Annotated in this window: 20 protein-coding genes; 16 read left to right on the forward strand and 4 right to left on the reverse strand. The window is 59.7% G+C overall.

Translation table 11 applies throughout. The annotated features are described in order from the left end of the window. Positions 1-227: 227 nt before the first annotated feature. The 13 genes from ACA075_RS12925 to ACA075_RS12985 all read left to right on the forward strand — a co-directional run bounded on the left by ACA075_RS12925 (position 228) and on the right by ACA075_RS12985 (position 17,176). Entirely contained in the window at positions 228-2,165 is a 1,938-nt protein-coding gene (locus ACA075_RS12925) for a bifunctional 5-dehydro-2-deoxygluconokinase/5-dehydro-2-deoxyphosphogluconate aldolase (protein ID WP_497298823.1), read from the forward strand. Between the two features lie 204 nt (positions 2,166-2,369). Then, the gene (gene iolE, locus ACA075_RS12930) at positions 2,370-3,263 is read left to right on the forward strand and encodes a myo-inosose-2 dehydratase (RefSeq protein ID WP_497298824.1); all 894 of its coding nucleotides are present in this window, start codon (positions 2,370-2,372) and stop codon (positions 3,261-3,263) included. After that, positions 3,260-4,069: a 5-deoxy-glucuronate isomerase gene (gene iolB, locus ACA075_RS12935; protein WP_497298825.1), complete on the forward strand. Its 810-nt coding sequence runs from the start codon at positions 3,260-3,262 to the stop codon at positions 4,067-4,069. Before iolE ends, iolB begins: the two co-directional genes overlap by 4 nt. Positions 4,070-4,099: 30 nt before the next feature. Then, positions 4,100-5,602 carry a CoA-acylating methylmalonate-semialdehyde dehydrogenase gene (locus tag ACA075_RS12940; RefSeq protein ID WP_497298826.1) on the forward strand — a complete coding sequence of 501 codons (1,503 nt, stop codon included), beginning with the start codon at positions 4,100-4,102 and terminating at the stop codon, positions 5,600-5,602. A 25-nt stretch (positions 5,603-5,627) separates the two neighbouring features. Beyond that, entirely contained in the window at positions 5,628-6,449 is an 822-nt protein-coding gene (locus ACA075_RS12945; protein WP_497298827.1) for a TIM barrel protein, read from the forward strand. Between the two features lie 130 nt (positions 6,450-6,579). After that, complete coding sequence (iolD, locus tag ACA075_RS12950) at positions 6,580-8,511, forward strand: 3D-(3,5/4)-trihydroxycyclohexane-1,2-dione acylhydrolase (decyclizing) (protein ID WP_497298828.1); 1,932 nt, start codon at positions 6,580-6,582, stop codon at positions 8,509-8,511. A gap of 32 nt (positions 8,512-8,543) precedes the next feature. Then, a complete protein-coding gene (iolG, locus tag ACA075_RS12955; protein WP_497298829.1) occupies positions 8,544-9,554 on the forward strand; it encodes a bifunctional inositol 2-dehydrogenase/D-chiro-inositol 1-dehydrogenase in 1,011 nt (336 codons plus the stop codon). Positions 9,555-9,699: 145 nt separating this feature from the next. Continuing rightward, positions 9,700-10,752: a Gfo/Idh/MocA family protein gene (locus ACA075_RS12960; protein ID WP_497298831.1), complete on the forward strand. Its 1,053-nt coding sequence runs from the start codon at positions 9,700-9,702 to the stop codon at positions 10,750-10,752. 157 nt (positions 10,753-10,909) lie between these two features. Then, positions 10,910-11,836, forward strand: coding sequence for a sugar ABC transporter substrate-binding protein (locus ACA075_RS12965; RefSeq protein ID WP_010459630.1), 927 nt, complete (start codon positions 10,910-10,912; stop codon positions 11,834-11,836). Positions 11,837-11,906: 70 nt separating this feature from the next. Continuing rightward, complete coding sequence (locus tag ACA075_RS12970; protein ID WP_497298832.1) at positions 11,907-13,472, forward strand: sugar ABC transporter ATP-binding protein; 1,566 nt, start codon at positions 11,907-11,909, stop codon at positions 13,470-13,472. Positions 13,473-13,598: 126 nt separating this feature from the next. Continuing rightward, complete coding sequence (locus ACA075_RS12975) at positions 13,599-14,621, forward strand: ABC transporter permease (protein WP_461958470.1); 1,023 nt, start codon at positions 13,599-13,601, stop codon at positions 14,619-14,621. A 327-nt stretch (positions 14,622-14,948) separates the two neighbouring features. Continuing rightward, positions 14,949-15,353 (forward strand): TraR/DksA family transcriptional regulator, encoded by a 405-nt coding sequence (locus ACA075_RS12980; RefSeq protein ID WP_010459637.1) that lies wholly within the window; start codon positions 14,949-14,951, stop codon positions 15,351-15,353. Between the two features lie 599 nt (positions 15,354-15,952). Further along, the gene (locus ACA075_RS12985) at positions 15,953-17,176 is read left to right on the forward strand and encodes a methyl-accepting chemotaxis protein (RefSeq protein WP_497299245.1); all 1,224 of its coding nucleotides are present in this window, start codon (positions 15,953-15,955) and stop codon (positions 17,174-17,176) included. Positions 17,177-17,336: 160 nt separating this feature from the next. Here the strand turns inward: ACA075_RS12985 and ACA075_RS12990 are convergent, their stop codons facing one another. From ACA075_RS12990 to ACA075_RS13000, 3 genes are all read right to left on the reverse strand, one after another. Further along, positions 17,337-17,576: a DUF2789 domain-containing protein gene (locus ACA075_RS12990; protein ID WP_033057641.1), complete on the reverse strand. Its 240-nt coding sequence runs from the start codon at positions 17,574-17,576 to the stop codon at positions 17,337-17,339. A gap of 132 nt (positions 17,577-17,708) precedes the next feature. Then, positions 17,709-17,939, reverse strand: a complete 231-nt coding sequence (locus ACA075_RS12995; RefSeq protein ID WP_010459643.1) for a hypothetical protein — start codon at positions 17,937-17,939, stop codon at positions 17,709-17,711. A gap of 159 nt (positions 17,940-18,098) precedes the next feature. Further along, positions 18,099-18,347: a hypothetical protein gene (locus ACA075_RS13000; protein ID WP_497298834.1), complete on the reverse strand. Its 249-nt coding sequence runs from the start codon at positions 18,345-18,347 to the stop codon at positions 18,099-18,101. A 410-nt stretch (positions 18,348-18,757) separates the two neighbouring features. Here ACA075_RS13000 and ACA075_RS13005 point away from each other — a divergent pair, with 410 nt between their 5' ends. From ACA075_RS13005 to ACA075_RS13015, 3 genes are all read left to right on the forward strand, one after another. Further along, complete coding sequence (locus tag ACA075_RS13005) at positions 18,758-19,228, forward strand: hypothetical protein (RefSeq protein WP_497298835.1); 471 nt, start codon at positions 18,758-18,760, stop codon at positions 19,226-19,228. Then, positions 19,228-19,431 (forward strand): hypothetical protein, encoded by a 204-nt coding sequence (locus ACA075_RS13010; RefSeq protein WP_403097083.1) that lies wholly within the window; start codon positions 19,228-19,230, stop codon positions 19,429-19,431. Before ACA075_RS13005 ends, ACA075_RS13010 begins: the two co-directional genes overlap by 1 nt. Before the next feature lie 117 nt (positions 19,432-19,548). Continuing rightward, the gene (locus tag ACA075_RS13015) at positions 19,549-20,565 is read left to right on the forward strand and encodes an ABC transporter substrate-binding protein (protein WP_219093896.1); all 1,017 of its coding nucleotides are present in this window, start codon (positions 19,549-19,551) and stop codon (positions 20,563-20,565) included. Positions 20,566-20,636: 71 nt separating this feature from the next. Here ACA075_RS13015 and ACA075_RS13020 read toward each other — a convergent pair whose 3' ends face one another. Next, the gene (locus ACA075_RS13020) at positions 20,637-22,784 is read right to left on the reverse strand and encodes a TonB-dependent receptor (RefSeq protein WP_497298836.1); all 2,148 of its coding nucleotides are present in this window, start codon (positions 22,782-22,784) and stop codon (positions 20,637-20,639) included. Between the last annotated feature and the right edge of the window lie 41 nt (positions 22,785-22,825).

Below are 22,825 nucleotides of genomic sequence, written 5' to 3' on the forward strand. Positions count from 1 at the left end.
AGGCCGGAATAAAATCTTGAGCTTGCGGCCGGCGTGCGGTTTGCTGAAACGATGCACTGTGTCTGGAATGCTTTTGTAAAAGTTTATTGGAAAAAATATTCCACGTAAAAATTATTTGGAATAATTATTGATTGTTCGGTCCCGGTCGTTTTAGTCTGCATCCCACCAAGAGCGTTCGGCGCCTTCATCGCCCCGAACGCAGGCTGATAAAAATAACAGGAGCCAGCATGGGCCAGACTCGTTTTGCCAGTGGGCGTCAATTGGATCTGATTTGCCTGGGGCGCCTTGGCGTCGACCTCTATGCGCAGCAAGTCGGGGCGCGGCTGGAAGATGTTTCAAGCTTCGCCAAATACCTTGGGGGATCGTCCGCCAACATTGCGTTCGGCACCGCTCGGCTGGGGCTGAAATCGGCGATGTTAAGCCGGGTCGGGGACGACCACATGGGCCGGTTCCTGCTGGAATCCCTGGCGCGTGAAGGCTGTGACGTCAGCGGCGTCAAAGTCGATCCGGAACGCCTGACCGCCATGGTCCTGCTCGGTCTCAAGGACCGCGAAACCTTTCCTTTAGTCTTCTACCGCGAAAACTGCGCCGACATGGCGCTGCGGGCCGAAGACATCAGCGAAGCCTTTATTGCCTCCAGCAAAGCCTTGCTGATCACCGGCACGCATTTCTCCACCGACGGCGTCTACAAGGCGAGCATCCAGGCGCTGGATTACGCCGAGAAACACAACGTCAAACGGGTGCTGGATATCGATTATCGGCCGGTGTTGTGGGGGCTGGCGGGCAAGGCTGATGGGGAGACGCGCTTTGTGGCGGATCAGAACGTCAGCCAGCATGTGCAGAAAATCCTGCCGCGTTTTGATCTGATTGTCGGCACTGAAGAGGAATTTTTGATTGCGGGCGGTTCGGAGGATTTGCTCACGGCGTTGCGTAATGTGCGGCGTCTGAGCGATGCAACATTGGTGGTCAAGCTTGGCCCGCAGGGTTGCACGGTGATTCGCGGGGTGATTCCGGTGCGGCTTGAAGACGGGGCGATTTACCCTGGCGTTCGGGTGGAAGTGCTCAACGTATTGGGGGCCGGCGATGCGTTCATGTCGGGTTTCCTCAGCGGTTGGCTGGAGGACGCCAGCGATGAGCGTTGCTGCCAGTTGGCCAATGCTTGCGGCGGTCTGGTGGTGTCGCGCCATGCCTGCGCCCCGGCGATGCCGACCCGGGCCGAACTCGATTACCTGTTCAACAGCCCGGTGCCGATTACCCGGCCGGATCAGGACGAAGTGCTGCAGCGTCTGCATCAGGTCAGCGTGCCGCGCAAACAGTGGAAGCAGCTGTTCATCTTTGCCTTTGATCACCGTGGACAACTGGTGGAACTGGCGCACAAGGGCGGCCGCGACCTCAACGCTATCTGCGAACTCAAGCAACTCTTTATCAAAGCCGTGGAGCGGGTTGAAGCGGATTTGCGTGAGCAAGGGATCGAGGCTGATGTCGGCTTGCTGGCGGATCAACGTTTCGGCCAGGACTCGCTGAACGCCGCCACCGGTCGTGGCTGGTGGGTGGCGCGGCCGGTGGAAGTGCAGGGCTCGCGGCCGTTGGCGTTTGAACATGGACGCTCGATTGGCAGCAACCTGATTGCCTGGCCGCAAGAGCAAATCATCAAGTGCCTGGTGCAATTTCATCCCGATGACGAGCCGTTGCTGCGCCTGGAACAGGAAGCGCAGATCAAGGGGTTGTATCAGGCGTCCCAGGTCAGCGGTCATGAACTGCTGCTGGAAATCATCCCGCCGAAGGATCATCCGTCGACGTATCCGGACGTGCTGTATCGCGCGCTGAAACGCCTCTACAACCTGGGGATTTACCCGGCGTGGTGGAAGATCGAAGCGCAAAGTGCCGAGGAGTGGAAACAGCTTGATGAGTTGATTCAGGAACGCGATCCGTATTGCCGGGGCGTGGTGTTGCTGGGGCTGAATGCGCCGGCGGCGGCACTGGCCGAAGGGTTTCAGCAAGCGAGCCAGAGCCAGACATGCCGAGGTTTCGCCGTGGGCCGCACGATATTCCAGGAACCGAGCCGCGCGTGGCTGGCGGGTGAAATCGACGATGAAGCGCTGATCCGCCAGGTGCAGGACACCTTCGTCGAACTCATCGACGCCTGGCGCACCGCCCGCGCTTGAACAACGCACCTGATTAATGGAGCTGTTTGTGGCGAGGGAGCTTGCTCCCGCTGGAATGCGAAGCAGTCCCCATTCAACTGGCTCGGTGTATCAGCTAAACCGCATGCACAGGTTTTACGACTGCTTCGCAGCCGAGCGGGAGCAAGCTCCCTCGCCACAGGTGATCTGTTGAACATTTTAGAAAAAACAACAAAAGGTGCAGCCATGCCCGCTATCCGAATTGGCATCAACCCGATTTCCTGGAGCAACGACGACTTGCCGTCCCTCGGTGGCGAGACGCCGCTGAGCACCGCGTTGAGCGAAGGCAAGGAGATCGGCTACGAAGGTTTCGAACTCAACGGCAAATTCCCCAAAGATGCCAAAGGCGTCGGGGACGTGCTGCGGCCTTACGATCTGGCGCTGGTGTCTGGCTGGTATTCCAGCCGTCTGGCGCGCCGTTCGGTGGCCGAGGAAATCGACGCCATCGGCAGTCACGTCGAGCTGCTGGCGAAGAACGGCGCCAAGGTGCTGGTTTACGGTGAAGTGGCCGACTCGATTCAGGGTCAGCGCATCCCCTTGGTGGAACGCCCGCGTTTTCACACCGAGCAGGCCTGGCAGGAATACGCCGACAAGCTCACCGAACTGGCGCGTTTCACCCTGTCCCAAGGCGTGCGCCTGGCCTATCACCACCACATGGGCGCTTACGTTGAATCCCCGGCCGACATCGACAAGCTGATGGCATTGACCGGCAGCGAAGTCGGTCTGCTGTTCGATTCGGGTCATTGCTACATGGGCGGCGGCGAGCCGTTGCACGTCTTGCGCAAACACATCGAACGCATCTGCCACGTGCATTTCAAGGACGTGCGCAAACCGGTGGTGCAACTGGCGCGCAATAACTTGTGGAGCTTCCCGGACTGCATCATCAACGGCACCTTCACCGTGCCCGGCGATGGCGACATCGATTTCGCCGCGCTGCTCGATGTGTTGCTGGACAACGATTACCACGGCTGGTTGGTGGTCGAGGCCGAGCAAGACCCGGCCGTGGCGCCGAGCTATGTCTACGCGAAAAAAGGCTATGACACCCTGCGTGCGTTGCTCGACGAGAGGATTGCCTTATGAGCCTGCTGGTCAAAAGCAACGCCCGTGGCCGAACCATGGTCGAGTTGGGTAAAGATGAGCTGGAATACGTCGGCTTCGCTGCTTACCGCTTGAGCCTGGGCGAAACCTTGCCGGTGGCGGCGGGCGATAAAGAGCTGTGCCTGGTGCTGCTCAGCGGTCGGATCAGCCTCAAGGGCGAGGCGCCAGGGCAGGGCGCCTTCAATTGGGACAATATCGGCGATCGCCAGTCGGTGTTCGAAGACAAATCGCCGTTCGCCGCTTATCTGCCGCCGGGCAGTCAGGCTCAGGTCGTTGCGTTGAGCGATGTGCAGATCGCCGTCTGCGCCGCACCGGGCTCAACCGAAAAAGGCCTCGGCCCACGGCTGATCAAACCCGAGAGCATGAAGCGCAGCGTGCGCGGCAAGGGCGCCAACACCCGTTACGTCTGCGACATCCTGCCAGACACCGACCCCGCCCATTCGCTGCTGGTGGTGGAAGTGCGCACGCCGTCGGGACACTCGTCGAGCTACCCGCCGCACAAACACGACACCGACGACCTGCCGCACCAGAGCTTTCTCGAAGAAACCTATTACCACCAGATCAACCCGCCCCAGGGCTTCGTGTTCCAGCGCGTCTACACCGACGACCGCAGCATCGATCAAGCCATGGCCGTGGAAAACAGCGACCTCGTGATCGTGCCCAAAGGTTATCACCCGGTCAGCGTGCCCTACGGTTACGAGTCGTATTACCTGAACGTGATGGCCGGCCCGAAACGCGTCTGGCAGTTCCATAACGATCCGCAGCACAGTTGGCTGCTTGATCTCTGAATCTCACTTTCTGCACGGAGAACAAGAACAATGAGCAACGCCCCGGTCATCGGCCATTACATCGACGGTCAAGTGCAAGACAGCGGCAGCGAGCGGTTCAGCAATGTCTTCAACCCGGCGACCGGCGAGGTGCAAGCGCGCGTCGGGCTGGCCAGTTCGAAGACCGTCGACGATGCCGTTGCCTCGGCCCTGAAAGCGTTCCCGGCCTGGTCCGAGCAATCGTCCCTGCGCCGTTCGCGGGTGATGTTCAAGTTCAAGGAACTGCTCGACCGTCATCACGATGAACTGGCCGAAATCATCAGCCGCGAACACGGCAAGGTGTTTTCCGACGCCAAGGGCGAAGTCACCCGTGGCATCGAAATCGTGGAATACGCCTGCGGTGCGCCGAGCCTGCTGAAAACCGAGTTTAGCGACAATATCGGTGGCGGCATTGATAACTGGAACCTGCGCCAGCCACTGGGCGTGTGCGCCGGCGTCACGCCGTTCAATTTCCCGGTGATGGTGCCGCTGTGGATGATCCCGCTGGCGCTGGTCACCGGTAACTGCTTCATCCTCAAACCCTCCGAGCGCGACCCGTCTGCCAGTTTGCTGATGGCTCGCCTGCTGACCGAAGCCGGGTTGCCGGACGGCGTGTTCAACGTGGTCCAGGGCGACAAGTCGGCAGTCGATGCGTTGCTGCAACACCCGGACATCGAGGCGATTTCCTTTGTCGGTTCGACGCCGATTGCCGAGTACATCCACCAGCAGGCTACTTCGCGCGGCAAGCGGGTTCAGGCGCTGGGCGGGGCGAAGAATCACATGATCGTCATGCCGGACGCGGATTTGGATCAGGCCGCAGACGCCTTGATCGGCGCGGCTTTCGGCTCGGCCGGCGAGCGCTGCATGGCGATCTCTATTGCCGTTGCGGTGGGTGATGTCGGTGACCAGCTGATTGCCAAGCTGCTGCCGCGCATCGATCAGCTCAAGGTCGGCAACGGCATGCAGGGCGACAGCGACATGGGACCGTTGGTGACGGCGGAACACAAGGCCAAGGTCGAAGGCTTCATAGATGAAGGCGTGGCGCAAGGCGCGCAGCTGATTGTCGACGGTCGCGGGTTCAAGGTGCCGGGAGCCGAGAACGGCTTCTTCGTCGGCGCGACGCTGTTCGATCACGTCACGACCGAGATGAGCATTTATCAGCAGGAAATCTTCGGACCGGTCTTGGGCATCGTTCGCGTCCCGGACTTTGCCAGCGCCGTGGCGTTGATCAACGCCCACGAATTCGGCAACGGCGTGTCGTGTTTCACCAGCGACGGCGGCATTGCCAGAGCCTTCGCCCGCACCATTAAGGTCGGCATGGTCGGTATCAACGTGCCGATTCCGGTGCCTATGGCGTGGCACTCGTTTGGCGGCTGGAAGCGCTCGCTGTTCGGCGACCATCACGCCTATGGCGAAGAAGGCATCCGCTTCTACAGCCGCTACAAAAGCGTGATGCAACGCTGGCCCGACAGCATCGCCAAGGGCCCTGAATTCAGCATGCCGACGGCCAAGTGATTCACCTGTGCGGAGAACAACAATAATGAGCAAACCCCTGCGTTTCGCCCTGAACCGTATGGTCGCCCCACGCTTGTCCCTGCCCGCGTTCATCGACCTGGCGGTGGCCCTCAAGGCTGACGCCATCGAGATTCGCAACGACCTGCAAGGCGTCGAGATCGAAGACGGCACCGCGCCCGTGCACGTCCGCGAGTTGTGCGCGGCCCAAGGCATCAGCGTGCTGTCAATCAACGCGCTGTACCCGTTTGATGTGTGGAATGACGAGCGCCGGGCACAGGCCTTGAAACTGGCGGCTTATGCCCGGGATTGCGGCGCGCAGGGTTTGGTCATGTGTCCGCTGAATGATCGTACCGATATGCGCAGCGAAGCCGAACGCGCCGACGGGTTGCGCACTGCCTTGAGTGAACTGGCGCCGATCCTGCGCGATCACAGCATTCTCGGATTCATTGAGCCGCTGGGCTTCGAGGAGTGCTCGCTGCGTCTGAAGCGCACGGCGGTGGAGGCGATCAAGGCTGTCGGTGGGCTGGATGTGTTCCGGTTGGTACACGACACCTTTCACCATCACCTTGCGGGCGAGTCCGAGTTTTTCCCCGAACTGACCGGGTTGGTGCACCTTTCCGGCGTCGAAGATGCCGAGGCACCGTTGGCGACAATCCGCGACGGCCATCGGGTGCTGGTGGGCGAGGGCGACATCCTCGGTAACGCGGCGCAAATCGACACCTTGCTCAGCGGTGGTTACAGCGGCTACCTGTCGTTCGAACCGTTTTCCGACAGCGTCCATGGCCTGGCCGATATCGAACAGGCGATCGGCGCGAGCATGAACCACCTGCAAAAATCTCAAGGCTAATGAAGATCCCCTGTGGGAGCGGGCTTGCTCGCGAAAGCGGTGTGTCAGGCGACTTAGATGTTGAATGTGCCGCCGCTTTCGCGAGCAAGCCCGCTCCCACAAGGTTTCTTCGTGTATTGAAGGATCGGTTATGACCACAACAAGACTGACCATGGCCCAGGCCTTGGTGAAATTCCTCGATAACCAGTACATCGAGGTCGATGGCGTCCAGAGCAAATTCGTGGCCGGGATCTTTACCATTTTCGGCCACGGCAACGTGCTGGGCCTGGGTCAAGCCCTGGAGCAGGACAGCGGCGACCTGATCGTCCATCAGGGCCGCAACGAGCAAGGCATGGCCCACGCCGCCATCGGTTTCGCCAAGCAACAGCTGCGGCGCAAAATCTACGCCTGTACCTCGTCCGTAGGCCCGGGCGCTGCGAACATGCTGACTGCCGCCGCGACGGCCACCGCCAACCGCATCCCCTTGCTGCTGTTGCCCGGCGATGTCTACGCCTGCCGGCAGCCGGACCCGGTGTTGCAGCAAATCGAACAGTTCCACGACTTGAGCATCAGCACCAACGACGCGTTCAAGGCCGTGAGCAAATATTGGGACCGTATCAACCGTCCCGAGCAGTTGATGACGGCGGCGATCCACGCCATGCGCGTGCTCACCGACCCTGCCGAAACCGGCGCGGTGACTCTGGCCTTGCCGCAAGACGTGCAGGCCGAGGCCTACGATTACCCCGATTATTTCCTGCAAAAACGCGTGCACCGAATCGAGCGACGTCCGGCCACGGAAGCGATGCTTGGCGACGCCTTGGCGCTGTTCAAAGGCAAGCGCAAACCGCTGATCATTTGCGGCGGCGGGGTTCGTTATTCCGGTGCCAATGCAGCGTTGCAGGCGTTTGCCGAGCGCTTCGATATTCCCTTCGCCGAAACCCAGGCCGGCAAGAGCGCGGTGGTGTCCAGCCACCCGCTCAACGTCGGCGGGATTGGCGAAACCGGGTGCCTGGCCGCAAATCTGTTGGCCAAAGAGGCGGACCTGATCATCGGCATCGGCACCCGCTACAGCGATTTCACCACCGCGTCGAAATCCCTGTTTCAGCATCCGGACGTGCAATTTCTCAACCTCAATATCAGCCCGTGCGATGCCCTGAAACTGGATGGCGTGCAAGTGCTGGCGGACGCCAGAATCGGCTTGCAGGCCTTGGCCGAAGCCTTGAGCGATTACCGGTCCGCATGGGGTGATCAACCGCGTCAGGCCAAGGCTCAGCTGGATGAGGAAGTCGATCGGCTCTATCAGATCGAGTACCAGAGCCAAGACTTCACACCGGAAATCAACGACCCCATGGACCCGGCAGTCCTGCGCGAATTCATCGAGCTGACCGGTTCCTGCCTGACCCAGAGTCGTGTGCTCGGCGTGCTCAACGAAACCCTCGCCGATGACGCCGTGATCGTCGCCGCCGCCGGCAGCCTGCCCGGTGACTTGCAGCGCAGCTGGCGCAGCAAGGGCGTGAACACTTACCACGTCGAGTACGGATATTCCTGCATGGGTTACGAGGTCAACGCCGCCTTGGGCGTGAAACTCGCCGAGCCGGATCGCGAGGTGTATGCGCTGGTCGGCGACGGCTCTTACATGATGCTGCACTCGGAGCTGGCGACCTCGATCCAGGAGCGACGCAAGATCAACGTGGTGCTGCTCGACAACATGACCTTCGGCTGCATCAACAACCTGCAGATGGGTAACGGCATGGACAGCTTCGGCACCGAATTCCGTTTCCGCAACCCGGACACCGGCAAGCTCGATGGCGGGTTCGTGCCGGTGGATTTCGCCATGAGCGCGGCGGCCTATGGCTGCAAGACTTACAAAGTGAACACCGCTGACGAGCTGAAAGCCGCGCTGGCGGATGCGCGCTTGCAGACGGTGTCGACGCTGATCGACATCAAGGTCCTGCCCAAAACCATGATTCACGGCTATCTGTCGTGGTGGCGGGTCGGCGTGGCGCAAGTCTCCACCAGCGCCCGCACCAACGCAGTGGCCAAGACCCTGAATGAACGACTGGTCAAGGCCCGTCAGTACTGATTGCCCTGAATCGAACACCAAGGAGTCCTTACATGTCATTAAAGTTAGGCGTCATCGGCACCGGGGCCATCGGCCAGGATCACATTCGTCGTTGCAGCCAGACCTTGCTCAACAGCCAGGTGGTCGCCGTCACCGACATCAATTTGCAGCAAGCGGCCAAGGTCGTTGCCGACCTGAAACTGACCGCCGAGGTCTATCCCGACGGCCTGGCGCTGATCAACGCGCCGGAAGTCGAAGCGATCCTCGTCACCTCCTGGGGCCCGAGCCATGAAGCGTTTGTGCTGGCGGCGATTGCAGCGGGTAAACCGGTGTTCTGCGAAAAGCCCCTGGCCGTCACCGCTGAAGGCTGCCGCAACATCGTCGAGGCCGAAGTGGCCCACGGCAAGCGCTTGGTGCAGGTCGGTTTCATGCGTCCGTATGACGAAGGGTATCGCGCACTGAAAGCGGTGATCGACAGCGGTCAGATCGGCGAACCGCTGATGCTCCATTGCGCGCACCGCAACCCGACTGTGGGCGAGAACTACAAGACCGACATGGCCATCACCGACACGCTGATCCACGAACTCGACGTGCTGCGTTGGTTGCTCGACGACGATTACGTGTCGGTGCAAGTGGTGTTCCCGCGCAAGAGCAGCAAGGCCCTCGCGCATTTGAAAGACCCGCAGATTGTGTTGCTGGAAACCGCCAAGGGCACACGCATCGACGTGGAAGTGTTCGTCAATTGCCAATACGGCTACGACATCCAGTGCGAAGTGGTGGGGGAGACCGGCATCGCCAAACTGCCGGAGCCTTCGCAGGTTCAACTGCGCAGCGGGGCGAAGCTGTCGAACGCGATTTTGATGGACTGGAAGGATCGCTTCATTGCCGCCTACGACGTTGAGTTGCAGGCGTTCATTGATGGCGTGCGAGCGGGGCAGGTCGGTGGCCCGTCAGCATGGGACGGCTTTGCCGCCGCCGTCGCTGCCGACGCCTGCATCGAAGCCCAAAACAGCGGCCAGATCGTAAAACTCACACTCCCTGACCGCCCCCGTTTCTACGGTTGAGCACCGTCCCCTGTGGGAGCGAGCCTGCTCGCGATAGCGCCAGCACATTCAACATTAATGTCGGCTGACACTCCGCTATCGCGAGCAGGCTCGCTCCCACAGGGGGCGTGTATATCCGGCAGCTATTTATAAGGAGAACATTTTCATGCGCATCGGACTTGTCGGTTACGGCCATGGCGGCCGGTTTTTCCATGCTCCGCTGATCAGCAGTCTGCCAGCGGCGAAGTTCGTGGGCGTGGTCACTCGTTCCCCGGAACGCCGACAGTTGCTGGCGGCCGAACACCCCGGCGTACCGGCCTTCGACAGCATCGGCCAACTGGTGGAAGCCGGCGTCGATGTGCTGGTGATTTCCACACCGCTCAAGGGCCGCCCGGCATTGGTGCTCGATGGTATCGAACACGGCGTGGCGGTGGTCAGCGACAAGCCGTTTGCCGCCGATGCGCAGCAAGCCCAAACCCTGATCACCATGGCCGAGCGCCAGGGCGTACAGCTCAGCGTCTACCAGAACCGCCGCTGGGATTCGGACTTCCTCACCGTGCGCAAGCTCATTGAGTCCGGCGCCCTGGGCCAGGTCACCCGTTTCGAATCGCGGATCGAGCGTTACTCGCCGCAGTCGGTAAACAACGGCAGTGGCGGCGGCTTCCTGCGTGATCTTGGCAGTCATCTGGTGGATCAGGCGTTGCTGCTGTTCGGCCCGGTGAACCGGGTGTACGCCGAACTGGATTACCAGGAAAAAGGCCAGGCCTTCGACAACGGCTTCTTTGTGTCCCTGACCCACGCCAACGGAGTGGTCTCGCACCTCGGCGGCAGTTGCCTGCAAAACACCCCCGGCCCGCGTTTCCGCGTGACCGGCACTCAAGGTTGTTACAGCGTCGATGGTCTGGACGGGCAGGAAGCCTCGGCGCTCGCCGGGCTGTCGCCGAAATCCGAGGGTGAGCGCTGGGGCGTGGAAGAGCATCGCAGTTGGGGCTGGTTCGAACAGGGCGAAGTGCGCGAGCGCGTTCCCTCGGAGCGTGGGTGCTGGAATCAGTTCTATTTGCAGCTACAAACCGCGTTACAGAGCGGTGGCCCACTGCCTGTCGAAGCCCGTGATGCACTGGCGACCACCCGCGTTCTAGACGCTGCGCGGCTGAGCTTCGAGCGGCGTCAGGCGGTGGAATTAAACCCATTTGAGCGTCATGGAATAAAATCAGAATAAAATTCTAAAATGAGTTGATATAGAAATAATATTCCAATAAAGTCATTTCCAGCGAACTGCCTCGCACAGGTTTTAAACGCGTTTCCCGCTTGCCTGCTTACTGAAAATCGTCACGCCTCATCCATAAAACCAACAAGAATGTGGAGAAAGACTTTTCATGAAGACCAAGATCCGTTTTGCCTCACTGGCCTTGTCCCTGATGTTTGCCAGTGGCGCTGCACTCGCCGACATGAAGATCGGCGTCAGCATGTCCCAGTTCGATGACACCTGGCTGACCTACCTGCGCGAGTCCATGGACAAGAAAGCCAAGTCCTATCCCGATGGCGTGCAGCTGCAATTCGAAGACGCCCGCAGCGACGTGGTCAAGCAGTTGAGCCAGGTCGAAAGCTTCATCAGCCAGAAAGTCGATGCCATCGTGGTCAACCCGGTGGACACCGCCGCCACCAAGAAAATCACCGAAGCCGCCGTCAAGGCCGGCATCCCGCTGGTCTACGTCAACCGTCGTCCCGATGACCTGAAGCTGCCTAAAGGTGTGGTCACGGTAGCGTCCAACGACCTGGAAGCCGGTGAAATGCAGATGCAATACCTGGCCGACAAAATGGGCGGCAAGGGTGACATCGTGATTCTGTTGGGCGACCTCGCGAACAACTCCACCACCAACCGCACCAAAGGCGTGAAAGAGGTGCTGGCCAAATACCCGAACATCAAGATCGAGCAAGAACAGACCGGTACCTGGCTGCGGGATAAAGGCATGACCCTGGTCAACGACTGGCTGACCCAGGGCCGCAAGTTCGATGCGGTCGTGGCCAACAACGACGAAATGGCCATTGGTGCCGCGATGGCCCTGCAACAGGCCGGCGTCGACAAGGGCAGCGTGCTGATCGCTGGCGTCGACGGTACGCCGGATGGCTTGAACGCGATCAAGAAAGGCAGCCTGGCGGTCTCGGTGTTTCAGGATGCCAAAGGTCAGGCCGACGGCTCCATCGACACCGCTGTGAAAATGGCCAAAAACGAGCCGGTTGAACAGGCCGTGTGGGTGCCATACCGCTTGATCACGCCGCAAAACGTCGACACGTTCAAATAGGCCGTCCGCCCCATAACAACAATAAGCACGCAAGGTTGCCACCGCGACCTTGCTGATGGAGTACCTGATCATGTTCGCTTCAGCGACTGCTTCGAGCACCCCGTTGGTGGGTATCCAGCCAACCGCACTACCTGTCGATGAGCCGTACCTGCTGGAGATCATCAACGTCAGCAAAGGTTTTCCCGGTGTGGTGGCGTTGTCCGACGTGCAGCTGCGGGTGCGCCCCGGCTCCGTCCTGGCGCTGATGGGCGAGAACGGTGCGGGCAAGTCCACCCTGATGAAAATCATCGCCGGCATCTACCAGCCGGATGCAGGTGAGCTGCGCCTTCGCGGCAAACCGGTGGTGTTCGATACACCGCTGGCCGCGCTGCAGGCCGGGATCGCAATGATCCATCAGGAACTCAACCTGATGCCGCACATGAGCATCGCCGAGAACATCTGGATCGGCCGCGAGCAGCTCAACGGTCTGCACATGATCGATCACCGCGAGATGCACCGCTGCACCGCGAAACTGCTCGAACGACTGCGGATCAACCTCGACCCGGAGGAGCAGGTCGGCAACCTGAGCATCGCCGAACGGCAGATGGTCGAGATTGCCAAAGCCGTGTCCTACGACTCCGACATCCTGATTATGGACGAACCGACCTCGGCCATTACCGACAAGGAAGTCGCCCACCTGTTCTCGATCATTGCCGACCTGAAAAGCCAGGGCAAAGGCATCATCTACATCACCCACAAAATGAACGAAGTGTTCGCCATCGCTGATGAAGTGGCGGTGTTCCGTGACGGCGCCTACATCGGCCTGCAACGGGCTGACAGCATGGACGGCGACAGCCTCATTTCGATGATGGTCGGTCGCGAGCTGAGCCAGTTGTTCCCGGTGCGCGAGAAACCGATTGGCGATCTGTTGCTGTCGGTGCGCGACCTCAAACTGGACGGCATTTTCAAAGGGGTGTCCTTCGACCTGCACGCCGGTGAGATCCTCGGCATCGCCGGGTTGATGGGCTCGGGCCGCACCAACGTCGCCGAAGCAATTTTCGGCATCACTCCGAGCGACGGTGGCGAGATTCGCCTCGATGGCGAAGTGGTGCGCATCAGCGATCCGCACATGGCGATCGAGAAGGGCTTCGCGTTGCTGACCGAGGATCGCAAGCTCAGCGGCCTGTTCCCGTGCCTGTCGGTGCTGGAGAACATGGAAATGGCGGTGCTGCCGCATTACGCCGGCCACGGCTTCATCCAGCAGAAAGCTTTGCGGGTCTTGTGCGAAGACATGTGCAAGAAACTGCGGGTGAAAACCCCGTCGCTTGAGCAGTGCATCGACACCTTGTCCGGCGGCAACCAGCAGAAAGCCTTGCTGGCGCGCTGGCTGATGACCAATCCACGCATCCTGATCCTCGACGAGCCGACCCGCGGCATCGATGTCGGCGCCAAGGCCGAGATCTACCGGCTCATCTCCTACCTGGCCAGCGAAGGCATGGCGGTGATCATGATTTCCTCGGAGCTGCCAGAAGTGCTGGGCATGAGCGACCGGGTGATGGTCATGCACGAGGGCGACCTGATGGGCACCCTCGACCGCAGCGAAGCGACCCAGGAGCGAGTCATGCAACTGGCCTCGGGGATGTCCGCGGTTCATTAAATCAAAGGTGGGCACAGTTCTGTGGTGATTGAGTTTACTTGTGGCGCGGGAGCAAGCTCCCTCGCCACAGGCAATCACTGGTCACAGGGTATGTATTCGATGCCAGATTTCTATTGAAGGTGGGTTATGAACGCGATACTGGAAAACAAGCCAGCAACGGCACCGGTCAAGAGTCGCCGGCGCTTTCCGACCGAGTTGAGTATCTTCCTGGTGCTGATTGGCATCGGCCTGGTCTTCGAGGTCTTCGGCTGGATCGTGCGCGACCAGAGCTTCCTGATGAACTCCCAGCGTCTGGTGCTGATGATCCTGCAAGTGTCGATCATCGGCCTGCTGGCGATTGGCGTGACCCAGGTCATCATCACCACCGGTATCGACCTGTCCTCCGGTTCGGTGCTGGCGCTGTCGGCGATGATCGCCGCGAGCCTGGCCCAGACCTCGGATTTCGCCCGGGCGGTGTTTCCGTCACTGACTGACTTGCCCGTGTGGATTCCGGTGATCGCCGGGCTCGGCGTCGGGCTGCTGGCCGGCGCGATCAACGGCAGCATCATTGCCATCACCGGGATTCCGCCGTTCATTGCCACCCTCGGCATGATGGTCTCGGCGCGTGGCCTGGCGCGGTTCTACACCGAAGGTCAGCCGGTGAGCATGCTCTCGGATTCCTACACGGCCATCGGACATGGCGCCATGCCGGTGATCATTTTCCTGGTCGTCGCGGTGATCTTTCACATTGCCCTGCGCTACACCAAGTACGGCAAGTACACCTACGCCATCGGCGGCAACATGCAGGCGGCGCGCACCTCGGGGATCAACGTCAAGCGTCACTTGGTGATCGTCTACAGCATCGCCGGGTTGCTGGCCGGTCTGGCGGGTGTCGTGGCCTCGGCACGTGCGGCGACCGGGCAGGCGGGGATGGGCATGTCCTATGAGCTGGACGCGATTGCCGCGGCGGTGATCGGCGGCACCAGCCTGGCCGGTGGCGTCGGGCGCATCACCGGCACCGTGATCGGTGCGTTGATTCTCGGGGTGATGGCCAGCGGGTTTACCTTTGTCGGGGTGGATGCGTATATTCAGGACATCATCAAGGGGCTGATTATTGTGGTGGCTGTGGTGATCGACCAATACCGCAACAAGCGTAAACTCAAGCGCTGAGTCGTAGAACGGACAGCCAATGCGCCACGCCTGACCCGCGTGGCGCAGCCGTTTGTCTTCTCTATACAGCCGCTCGATTGAATTTCTTGCTATAAACGCACTCCGATAATCACCGCAGAGGCTGCCATAGAGCACTTTCCGGGCTTTGTCGGACAAATTCGCTGTCTTTTCAGTTGCTGAGGCCTCAAGTCGGCCTTAGACTGCCGGCCCTCGTAAATTGAGTGCCGGGTGGCGCTTGGAATAAACGGCGCCTTTCCGATGGCCAGACCTGGTCCACCGGAACGCTCCCTAATTCGCCTTAATGCACGTTTTTTTATAGAGATATCAATGACAAAGGACAAGTTGCTGGCCATGCCGGCGGATGACTACATGAATGCCGAGCAACATGCTTTCTTCTACGAGCTGTTGCAGAACATGAAAGTCGAAACCCATGAGCGCATCGAACAGAACCGCATCGCCATCGAGAGCCTGGACACTCCAGCCGATCCGGCCGACGCTGCTTCTGTCGAAGAAGAGCGCACTTGGCTGGTGAACGCGATTGATCGCGACCAGCGCATGCTGCCTCAGTTGGAACAGGCTCTGGAACGCATCAAAGAAGACAGCTTTGGCTGGTGCGACGACAGCGGCGAGGCCATCGGCCTGAAACGCCTGCTGATCAGCCCGACCACCAAATACTGCATCGAAGCGCAAGAGCGTCACGAACAGATCGACAAGCACCAGCGTCAGGCCTGATTCCGTAACGCTCCGCATCGCGGGCAAGCCACGCTCCCACAGGGTTCACATCGAACTTATGGGAGCGAGCTTGCCCGCGATGCTTTTTGTCGTCTGCGAAAACCTCAAGCACTTCTATTGATCTGCTGTAACGACCACTACTAATGGACCATAGATAATGGCCCTGTAGTGGCGTTTAATGCAGGCACAACAATTAGAAGGTACATGGGGTGACGAAGATGACGAGAGACGGATCTCTGGTTGCGGCAGTGCCTGCACCAGTGTTTTTGCCGAAAAACCTTTGGCTGACGCCAACCCTGCAAAGCATCGCCCTGATGCTCTTGCTGTGTGGCATGGCGCTGGGTGGCTGGTCGCTTTACCTTTGTCTGCCAATGGCGGTGCTGGTGATCTGGTTGCCTCGCCTGCGCTCGCGCGCCACGCCCGAAGCAACAACTGTCGACGGCGCCAGCGCCATCGCCGAGTTGACTCGCGATCTTTCCTATACCACCAGTCATAACGCCTTGTCGGCCGCGGGCGTGGCCTTTTCGGTCAAGCAACTGGCCGACAAACTGCAATCGCAACTCGACGCGGCGGCGCAAATCGTCAGCAATGCCGAAGTGATGATCGCGACCGAACAAGCCACTTCGAAACTCAGCCGCGAAGCCCTCAGTGCCGCCAGCGAAGCTCATCAGAGCAGCGCGGCAGGGCGCACGGAACTGATCGAGTCCATCAGCCGCATGCATCAGCTCAGTCAGCGCGCCAGTAACAGCCGTGAACTGATCGAAGCCCTGAGCCTGCGCAGTGACGATATTCAACGGGTCACCCTGGTGATTCAGTCCATCGCCAGTCAGACCAACCTGCTGGCCTTGAACGCCGCGATTGAAGCGGCTCGGGCTGGGGAACATGGTCGGGGGTTCGCGGTGGTGGCGGATGAGGTTCGCGGTCTGGCGGCGCGCACGGCGACGGCGACTGGCGAAGTCGGGGAGATGGTCGCCGATATCCAGCAACGCACGGCGCAGGTGGTGGAGCAGATCCGGCAACTGTCCAGCGATCTCGACACCGGTGTCGAGCAGGTCGAGCACACCGGCCAGCACCTGGAAAACATTGCGCGTCTGGCCGCTGGCGTCGAGCATCAAGTCGGGGAGATTGCCAAGGGGGCGGACACCAACCGCGAACAACTCGACAGCCTGTTCCACGCCATCGAACAGATGCGCAGCGACCTGGCGATCAGCGACCAACAGACTCAGCGCCTGGCTCAGGCAGCGGTGCAAATGGAGGGTCAGGCCGAAACCATCAGCGAGCGTCTGGCCGAAGTCGGACTGGATGACTACCACCAAAGGATTTATGACCTGGCCCGCGAAGGCGCCAGCCAGATTGCCGCACGTTTCGAAGCGGATATCGATCAGGGCCGTGTCAGCCTCGATGACCTGTTTGATCGCAGTTACCAGGCGATCCCGAACACCAGCCCGGCCAAGTTTCAGACGCGTTTCGATCGCTACACCGATCAGGTCTTGCCCGCCATCCAGGAACCGTTGCTGCCGCGCCACGAAGGCCTGGTGTTTGCCATCGCCTGCACTCAGCAGGGTTACGTGCCCACCCATAACAAAATCTTCAGTCAGCCGCTGACCGGCGATGCGCAGGTTGATACGCTACAAAACCGCACCAAGCGCAAATTCGCCGACCGCACTGGTATTCGCTGTGGGAGCCATCAACAGCCGGTGTTGTTGCAGACCTACACCCGTGACACTGGTGAACTGATGCACGACCTTTCGGTGCCTATCATGCTTAAAGGCAGGCATTGGGGTGGTTTGCGGTTGGGGTACAAGCCGCAGAGTCCTCGCTAGATGCTCAACCTGATAACCGGTGAGCAAGTCTGAAACTCAACTGTGGCGAGGTAGCTTGCTCCCGCTGGGCTGCGTAGCGACCCCAAGACGGGCCTGCTGCGCAGTCCAACGGGAGCAAGCTCCCTCGCCACAGGTTTATCGCAGACGGAAGACAGGCGAGCTAGTGAATCTGGTGCATGCGCAGGTTCAGGTCGTCGACCACCCGCGCCCAATCGGCGTCTTCACGCAATTGTTCTTTGAGGAAGCCTGCTTGTTGCGGCGTCCAGAACTCGGCATCGATGAGTTTCTTGTCGTCGGCCAGCGGCGAATGACTGGCGATGAAATCGTCGATGGCTTTCTCGCTGGAGTCCAGGCCGAGCTGGTCGAACAAGCCTTTCAAGTCGTGTGTAGGTGAATCCATCTTCATCTCCTTGCGGGTCGCGTCGAGTGCGAGATCTGAGGTGCGGCTTCATGGCATCTGAGGGGGCCGCGCTTCAGGAGTTCGATTGCGATGTGGGGAAGCAGGAGAGAGCATAGACTGCAAATCCGGCGATCAGGCTTTCAATGCACCTTCATCGACAGCAGTTTTCAGAGCCTGGGCAGCTTCTTTGGCGGCGATGGCGGCGACGTCCGAGGTCTTGAACCAGCGATCCTTCTCGACCTGGTGATACGTCACCGTGGTCAACGGCGGTTTGGCACGCATGACAATGACTGCCTGGAATTCGCCTTCGACCTCTCTGGCTTCGCCCCGGATAAAAAACTCACCGATATCAAATTCCGTCACGTAGCTGCCTTCCCTTGGAAATAGAGTGTTGTGTTGAATGCCGTCCGTCCTGGGGACGGATTTCATTGGTCGGGCAGTATGGCAGTAGTTGCCTGCCGGCGGCTGAGTTAAGTCGCCGGCATGACGAAACGTCTATAGACATGAAGGCAGGCGAGCGCGTCAGAGGCGAGATTCAAGTGAGCGGGCAAGTGCGCAGGCTTCGTTATGGCAGCCACGGAAACCTCTTACACGACCCGTGGAAATTTCCTTGATATGGAAGAAGGCGTTACCGGCCAGCACGACCTGGAAGCGTGGCAGCAGTAGGCTTTCAGGCTGCAATTGATGCGGCTGGAACGCCGCCGGGTGCAACGGGGCGTAATTGTTTGCGCGCGCTGCCTGGGGGGAAGCGAAGTGAGTCAGGGTGCACATGTGAAGTCCTTTTCATTGTTTTACCGACGTGTGTACGTCGTTTTGGGTAGTCTCGGTGAGCATCGCTGCTCTAGAATCACCTGCATTGGTGGGCGAACGGTGTTCATCTAAAGCAATTTTTTACTTGCGATATGTCGGAAAAGTGCTTTTTTTAGAGAGTTTTTTCCCTAAAGTTGGTAATCCGGTTTCCTCTGGCTGCAAGAAGGGCGTTTTCCTTCAACATCTGACGACTTTCACAGAGGACGGCGCGAGCGATATTCCAGTAATCTCAGTGACCTCGCGAGGCATGAGCGCTCTGCTCGGCTCAAGATTTCAACCCGGGTCTTACGGCAAAACTTCGGCATGGCCGCTTTTTTCTGCTGTGCGCCTTTTCTGCGTGCGGCATCATTTTCAGATGTGGGGATGTTTCCTTGGCAGTAAGTAATCTCGATATGCATGCTTTGTTCGTGCTGGGTGATTTGCGCGCAAAGCTGGTTAAACAGTTTCAGTCACGTTTCGTTTACATCACCGAACAGAACGCTGAAGGCATTTACATTGCCGAGATCGACACCGAAGATGCGCTGGTGGTCGATGACAAGCCGGGGCTGAAGCTCAAGGTCGGCGATCATTTCAGCGCTTCGGTTCTGCCCAGTCGTGAAGGCGGCAAGCTCGACATCAAGTTCCGTGAAATCAAACTGACGGTTTACGGGCTGGGCGATTACGCCTTTGTCACTACTGCGGAAGGTCACGCGATTGTGTTCAAGGAAGGTCATAGCGTGGTGATGGTCTTCGCCGCGCACCAGCAGTTGCAGGAAGGCCTGACCAAAACCCTGAAAGCCGTGACCGCCAAAGCCGCCAAGTGGCGCAAAGGCGAACTGATCACGTTCAAGGCCAGCGAGTAATGACCCTGACCCGCGCCGATTTCCACGAGCAGAACCAGGCCAGTGCGCACGTCGAAGCCCGACGACTGTTCGAGCACAAGGCTGTTCTGCAGGGGGGCTGGCTGACGTGGGTGGCGTCACAGATTTACACGCTGCGCCCGGCGGCTTACGCCAGCATGGTAAGAAGAGAGCTGGCACGCTTGCAGGAAACTTCCGAAAATTAAATCACACCCCTCGAAAGCAGGAACCTCTACTACAGTCAGTTGACTGAGTATTCAGAGGCTTGCGGTCTTCTGTCAGGCCATCCTGCTATTGCTGTGAACAGCACGAGGTGCAAAAGCATGAAAGGATTTCGACGGTTGTTGGCCGTTGCCCTGGCCACGTTAGGGGTGTTGAGTTCGCCCGTTCCGGTATCCGCTGCCCAGGCGCCGATCCACTTTGCCGACCTGAACTGGGAAAGTGGCAGCCTGATCACCGACATCCTGCGGATCATCGTCGAGAAGGGCTACGGCCTGCCGACCGACACCTTGCCCGGGACCACCATCACCCTGGAAACCGCCTTGGCCAATAATGACATTCAGGTCATTGGCGAGGAGTGGGCCGGTCGCAGCCCGGTCTGGGTCAAGGCTGAAGCCGAGGGCAAGGTCGTGAGCCTGGGCGACACGGTCAAGGGTGCAACTGAAGGCTGGTGGGTGCCGGAATATGTGATCAAGGGCGACCCGGCCAAGGGCATCAAGCCACTGGCCCCAGGTTTGCGCAGTGTCAGCGACCTGCCCAAGTACAAGGATGTGTTCAGCGATCCGGAAAGCCCGGGCAAGGGGCGCTTCCTCAACAGCCCGATTGGCTGGACATCGGAAGTGGTGAACAAACAGAAACTCACGGCTTATGGCCTGAACGACAGCTATGTGAATTTCCGCAGCGGTTCCGGCGCAGCGCTGGATGCAGAGATCAGTTCGTCGATCCGTCGTGGCAAGCCGGTGCTGTTTTATTACTGGTCACCGACGCCGCTGCTCGGGCGCTTCAAGCTGATTCAGCTGGAGGAGCCGCCCTTTGATGCCGAAGCCTGGAAAACCCTGACGGACGCTGACAACCCCAATCCGAAACCGACGCGCTCGCTGGCCTCGAAGCTGTCGATTGGTGTGTCTACGCCTTTTCAGAAGCAGTACCCGCAGATTGCTGATTTCTTCAGCAAGGTCGATTTTCCGATCGACCCCTTGAACAAGGCGCTGGCTGAAATGAGCGAAAAGCACACCCCGCCACGTCAGGCGGCGCAGGCGTTCATGAAGGCGCATCCTGAGGTGTGGCAGGCGTGGGTGCCGAAGGATGTGGCGGATAAAGTCTCCGCCAGTCTTCAGTGACTATTGTGGCGAGGGAGCTTGCCACAGGATTGGTGCCTGGCATCTGATCCTGTGGCATTCCGACAATGCTTTTAAAACCGGGTCTGAACCGCCAATTCAAAAGTCCGCGGTGTCCCGAGGTAATACGCCGGCGACACATGCGCAAACTCGGCATACACCTCATTGGTCAGGTTTCGCACCCGGCCGGTGACGGTGGTGTGCCGGTCGACCTTGTAACTGAGGAACGTGCCGTAAAGCGTGTACGACGGCACCGTCATAGTGTTGGCGCTGTCGGCGAACACCGAGGCCACATAACGCGCATCGACACCCCCTTGCCATTGCGGTGCGAAGTCATAGCTCAGCCACAGATTGCCGACCCGGTCCGGCACGTTGGTCGGCGTGTTGCCCTTGCGTGAAACCACCACACCGGCCGCATTCTTCTCGGTGAATTCGTCGTACTGCGCGTCAACCCATGCGAAGTTGCCCTCGGCCAACAGCTTGTCGGTGATCCGCAACGAGCTGGCCAATTCAATGCCTTTCGACGTCTGTTGACCCACCGGAATGCTGAGGGTCGGGTCCAATGGATCGGTCACTGCGAAATCCTTGCGCTCAATCGTGTACGCCGCCACCGTTGCCGAACCGCGCCCGTCCAGATAATCGAACTTGCTGCCGACTTCCCATTGCTTGCCCGTGGACACGTTGAAATCCTGCGTGCCATTAGGCTGTTCGGCGGCGGTGCTGTATTGCACGTAGACATTGGCGGACGGAATGAACTGGTAGGTCAAGCCGACCCGGCCGGTCACCGGATCCCAGCTGCGTTTCAAATGACGGGGATTGCTGGTGGTCACTGCCCGATGATTGGTCACGTCCAGATCGATGTCGTCGTAACGCACGCCGGTCAGTAACGCCAATTTGTCGGTCAGCGCCAGACGGTTTTCGGCGAACAGGGCTTTGGTGGTGACCTCGTTGGTCTTGTCGCTGACGAACCCCGGTCGGGTGCCGGGGATGTCATAGAAGTGCCCCGGCTGAAAGTTGTTCGGGTCGACGGTGCTGGCGCCTTTGACGTTCAGCGGCGAGTTGGTGGTCTGGTTGATCTTGTACTCGAAACCGCCAGACCAGGTGGTGTCCAGGCCAAACAGCGTGTTGTCATGGCGCAGTTCGAACTGGTTGCCGTTCTGCTCGCCCTGATGCCGGACCTGATACGCCGTGGAGCGATTCACCGCGCTGTTGTCGGCGTTGTACTGGTAAGTTTCCAGGTTGCGGTAATCGCGCTGGCTGTCGAGGTGGTACAGGGTGTTGCGCAAGGTGGTGCTGTCGTTGATCCGGTAGTCGATGATCGAGCGAACCCAGATCGTGCGTTGCTCGTAACGACCGTCTTCAACGTTGTAGTTGTTGAAGCGATTGTGCTTGTCGATCTTCAGCTCGCCGGCCTTGGGGTTGAGCACCGGCGTGCCCCAGTAAGGACTGTCTTCGTGCTCATCCTGATATTCCAGCGCCAGGGTGTGGGACAGGTTGGGCGTCAGGTCGCTGAGCAGCGAGAACGCGACGCTCCAGGCATCGCGCTCCTGACGGTCGATATAGCCATTGCCGGCGTTGTGGCTGACATCGAGCCGCGCGTAGTGCTGCACATCGGCGCCGGCTTCGCTGAGTGCGTGGTTGAGGCCGAACGCAGTCTCGGTGGTGTCATAAGTCCCGTAGCTGACGCGACCTTCGACCGCTTGTTCTTCGCGGGTCGCCAGTTTGGTCACGTAGTTCAATGAGCCGCCCACGGAGCCGGCACCATTGATCAGCGACGACGGGCCGCCCACCAGTTCGACCCGATCGTAAATCCACGCATCCACCGGCCGGGCGAGGCCGCTGGAGACGTTGATGCCGTTGAACATCTGGGTGATCTGGCTGCTGGTGAAACCGCGGTAGGAGATGAACCCGCCGAACCCCGGCGGTGCGCTGGCATTGACGCCGGGCAGGGTGTTGGCGGCGTCCTGGAAGTTTTGCGCGCCGTGGCGCTCGATGTCGTTGCGGTCGGCGATGGCCACCGAGGCGGGGGTTTCACGCACGCTCAGGCCCAGACGCGAGGCCATGCCGCTGGATTGATCAAGGCTCAACCCCGGCTCATCCGTCGCTTCGCCATCTATGGTTATGGGTGCGAGGTCGACGGTGGATTGCGCCCAGGCGTTTACAGACAGGCAGCCGCACAGGCTGGCCAGCAACGGGCTTACTAACAAAGAAGCATGTTTCATCGATGAATCCTGAAGACTTGTCTAGGAAACAGCGCACAGGC

Source organism: Pseudomonas sp. LBUM1663 (assembly GCF_059695905.1).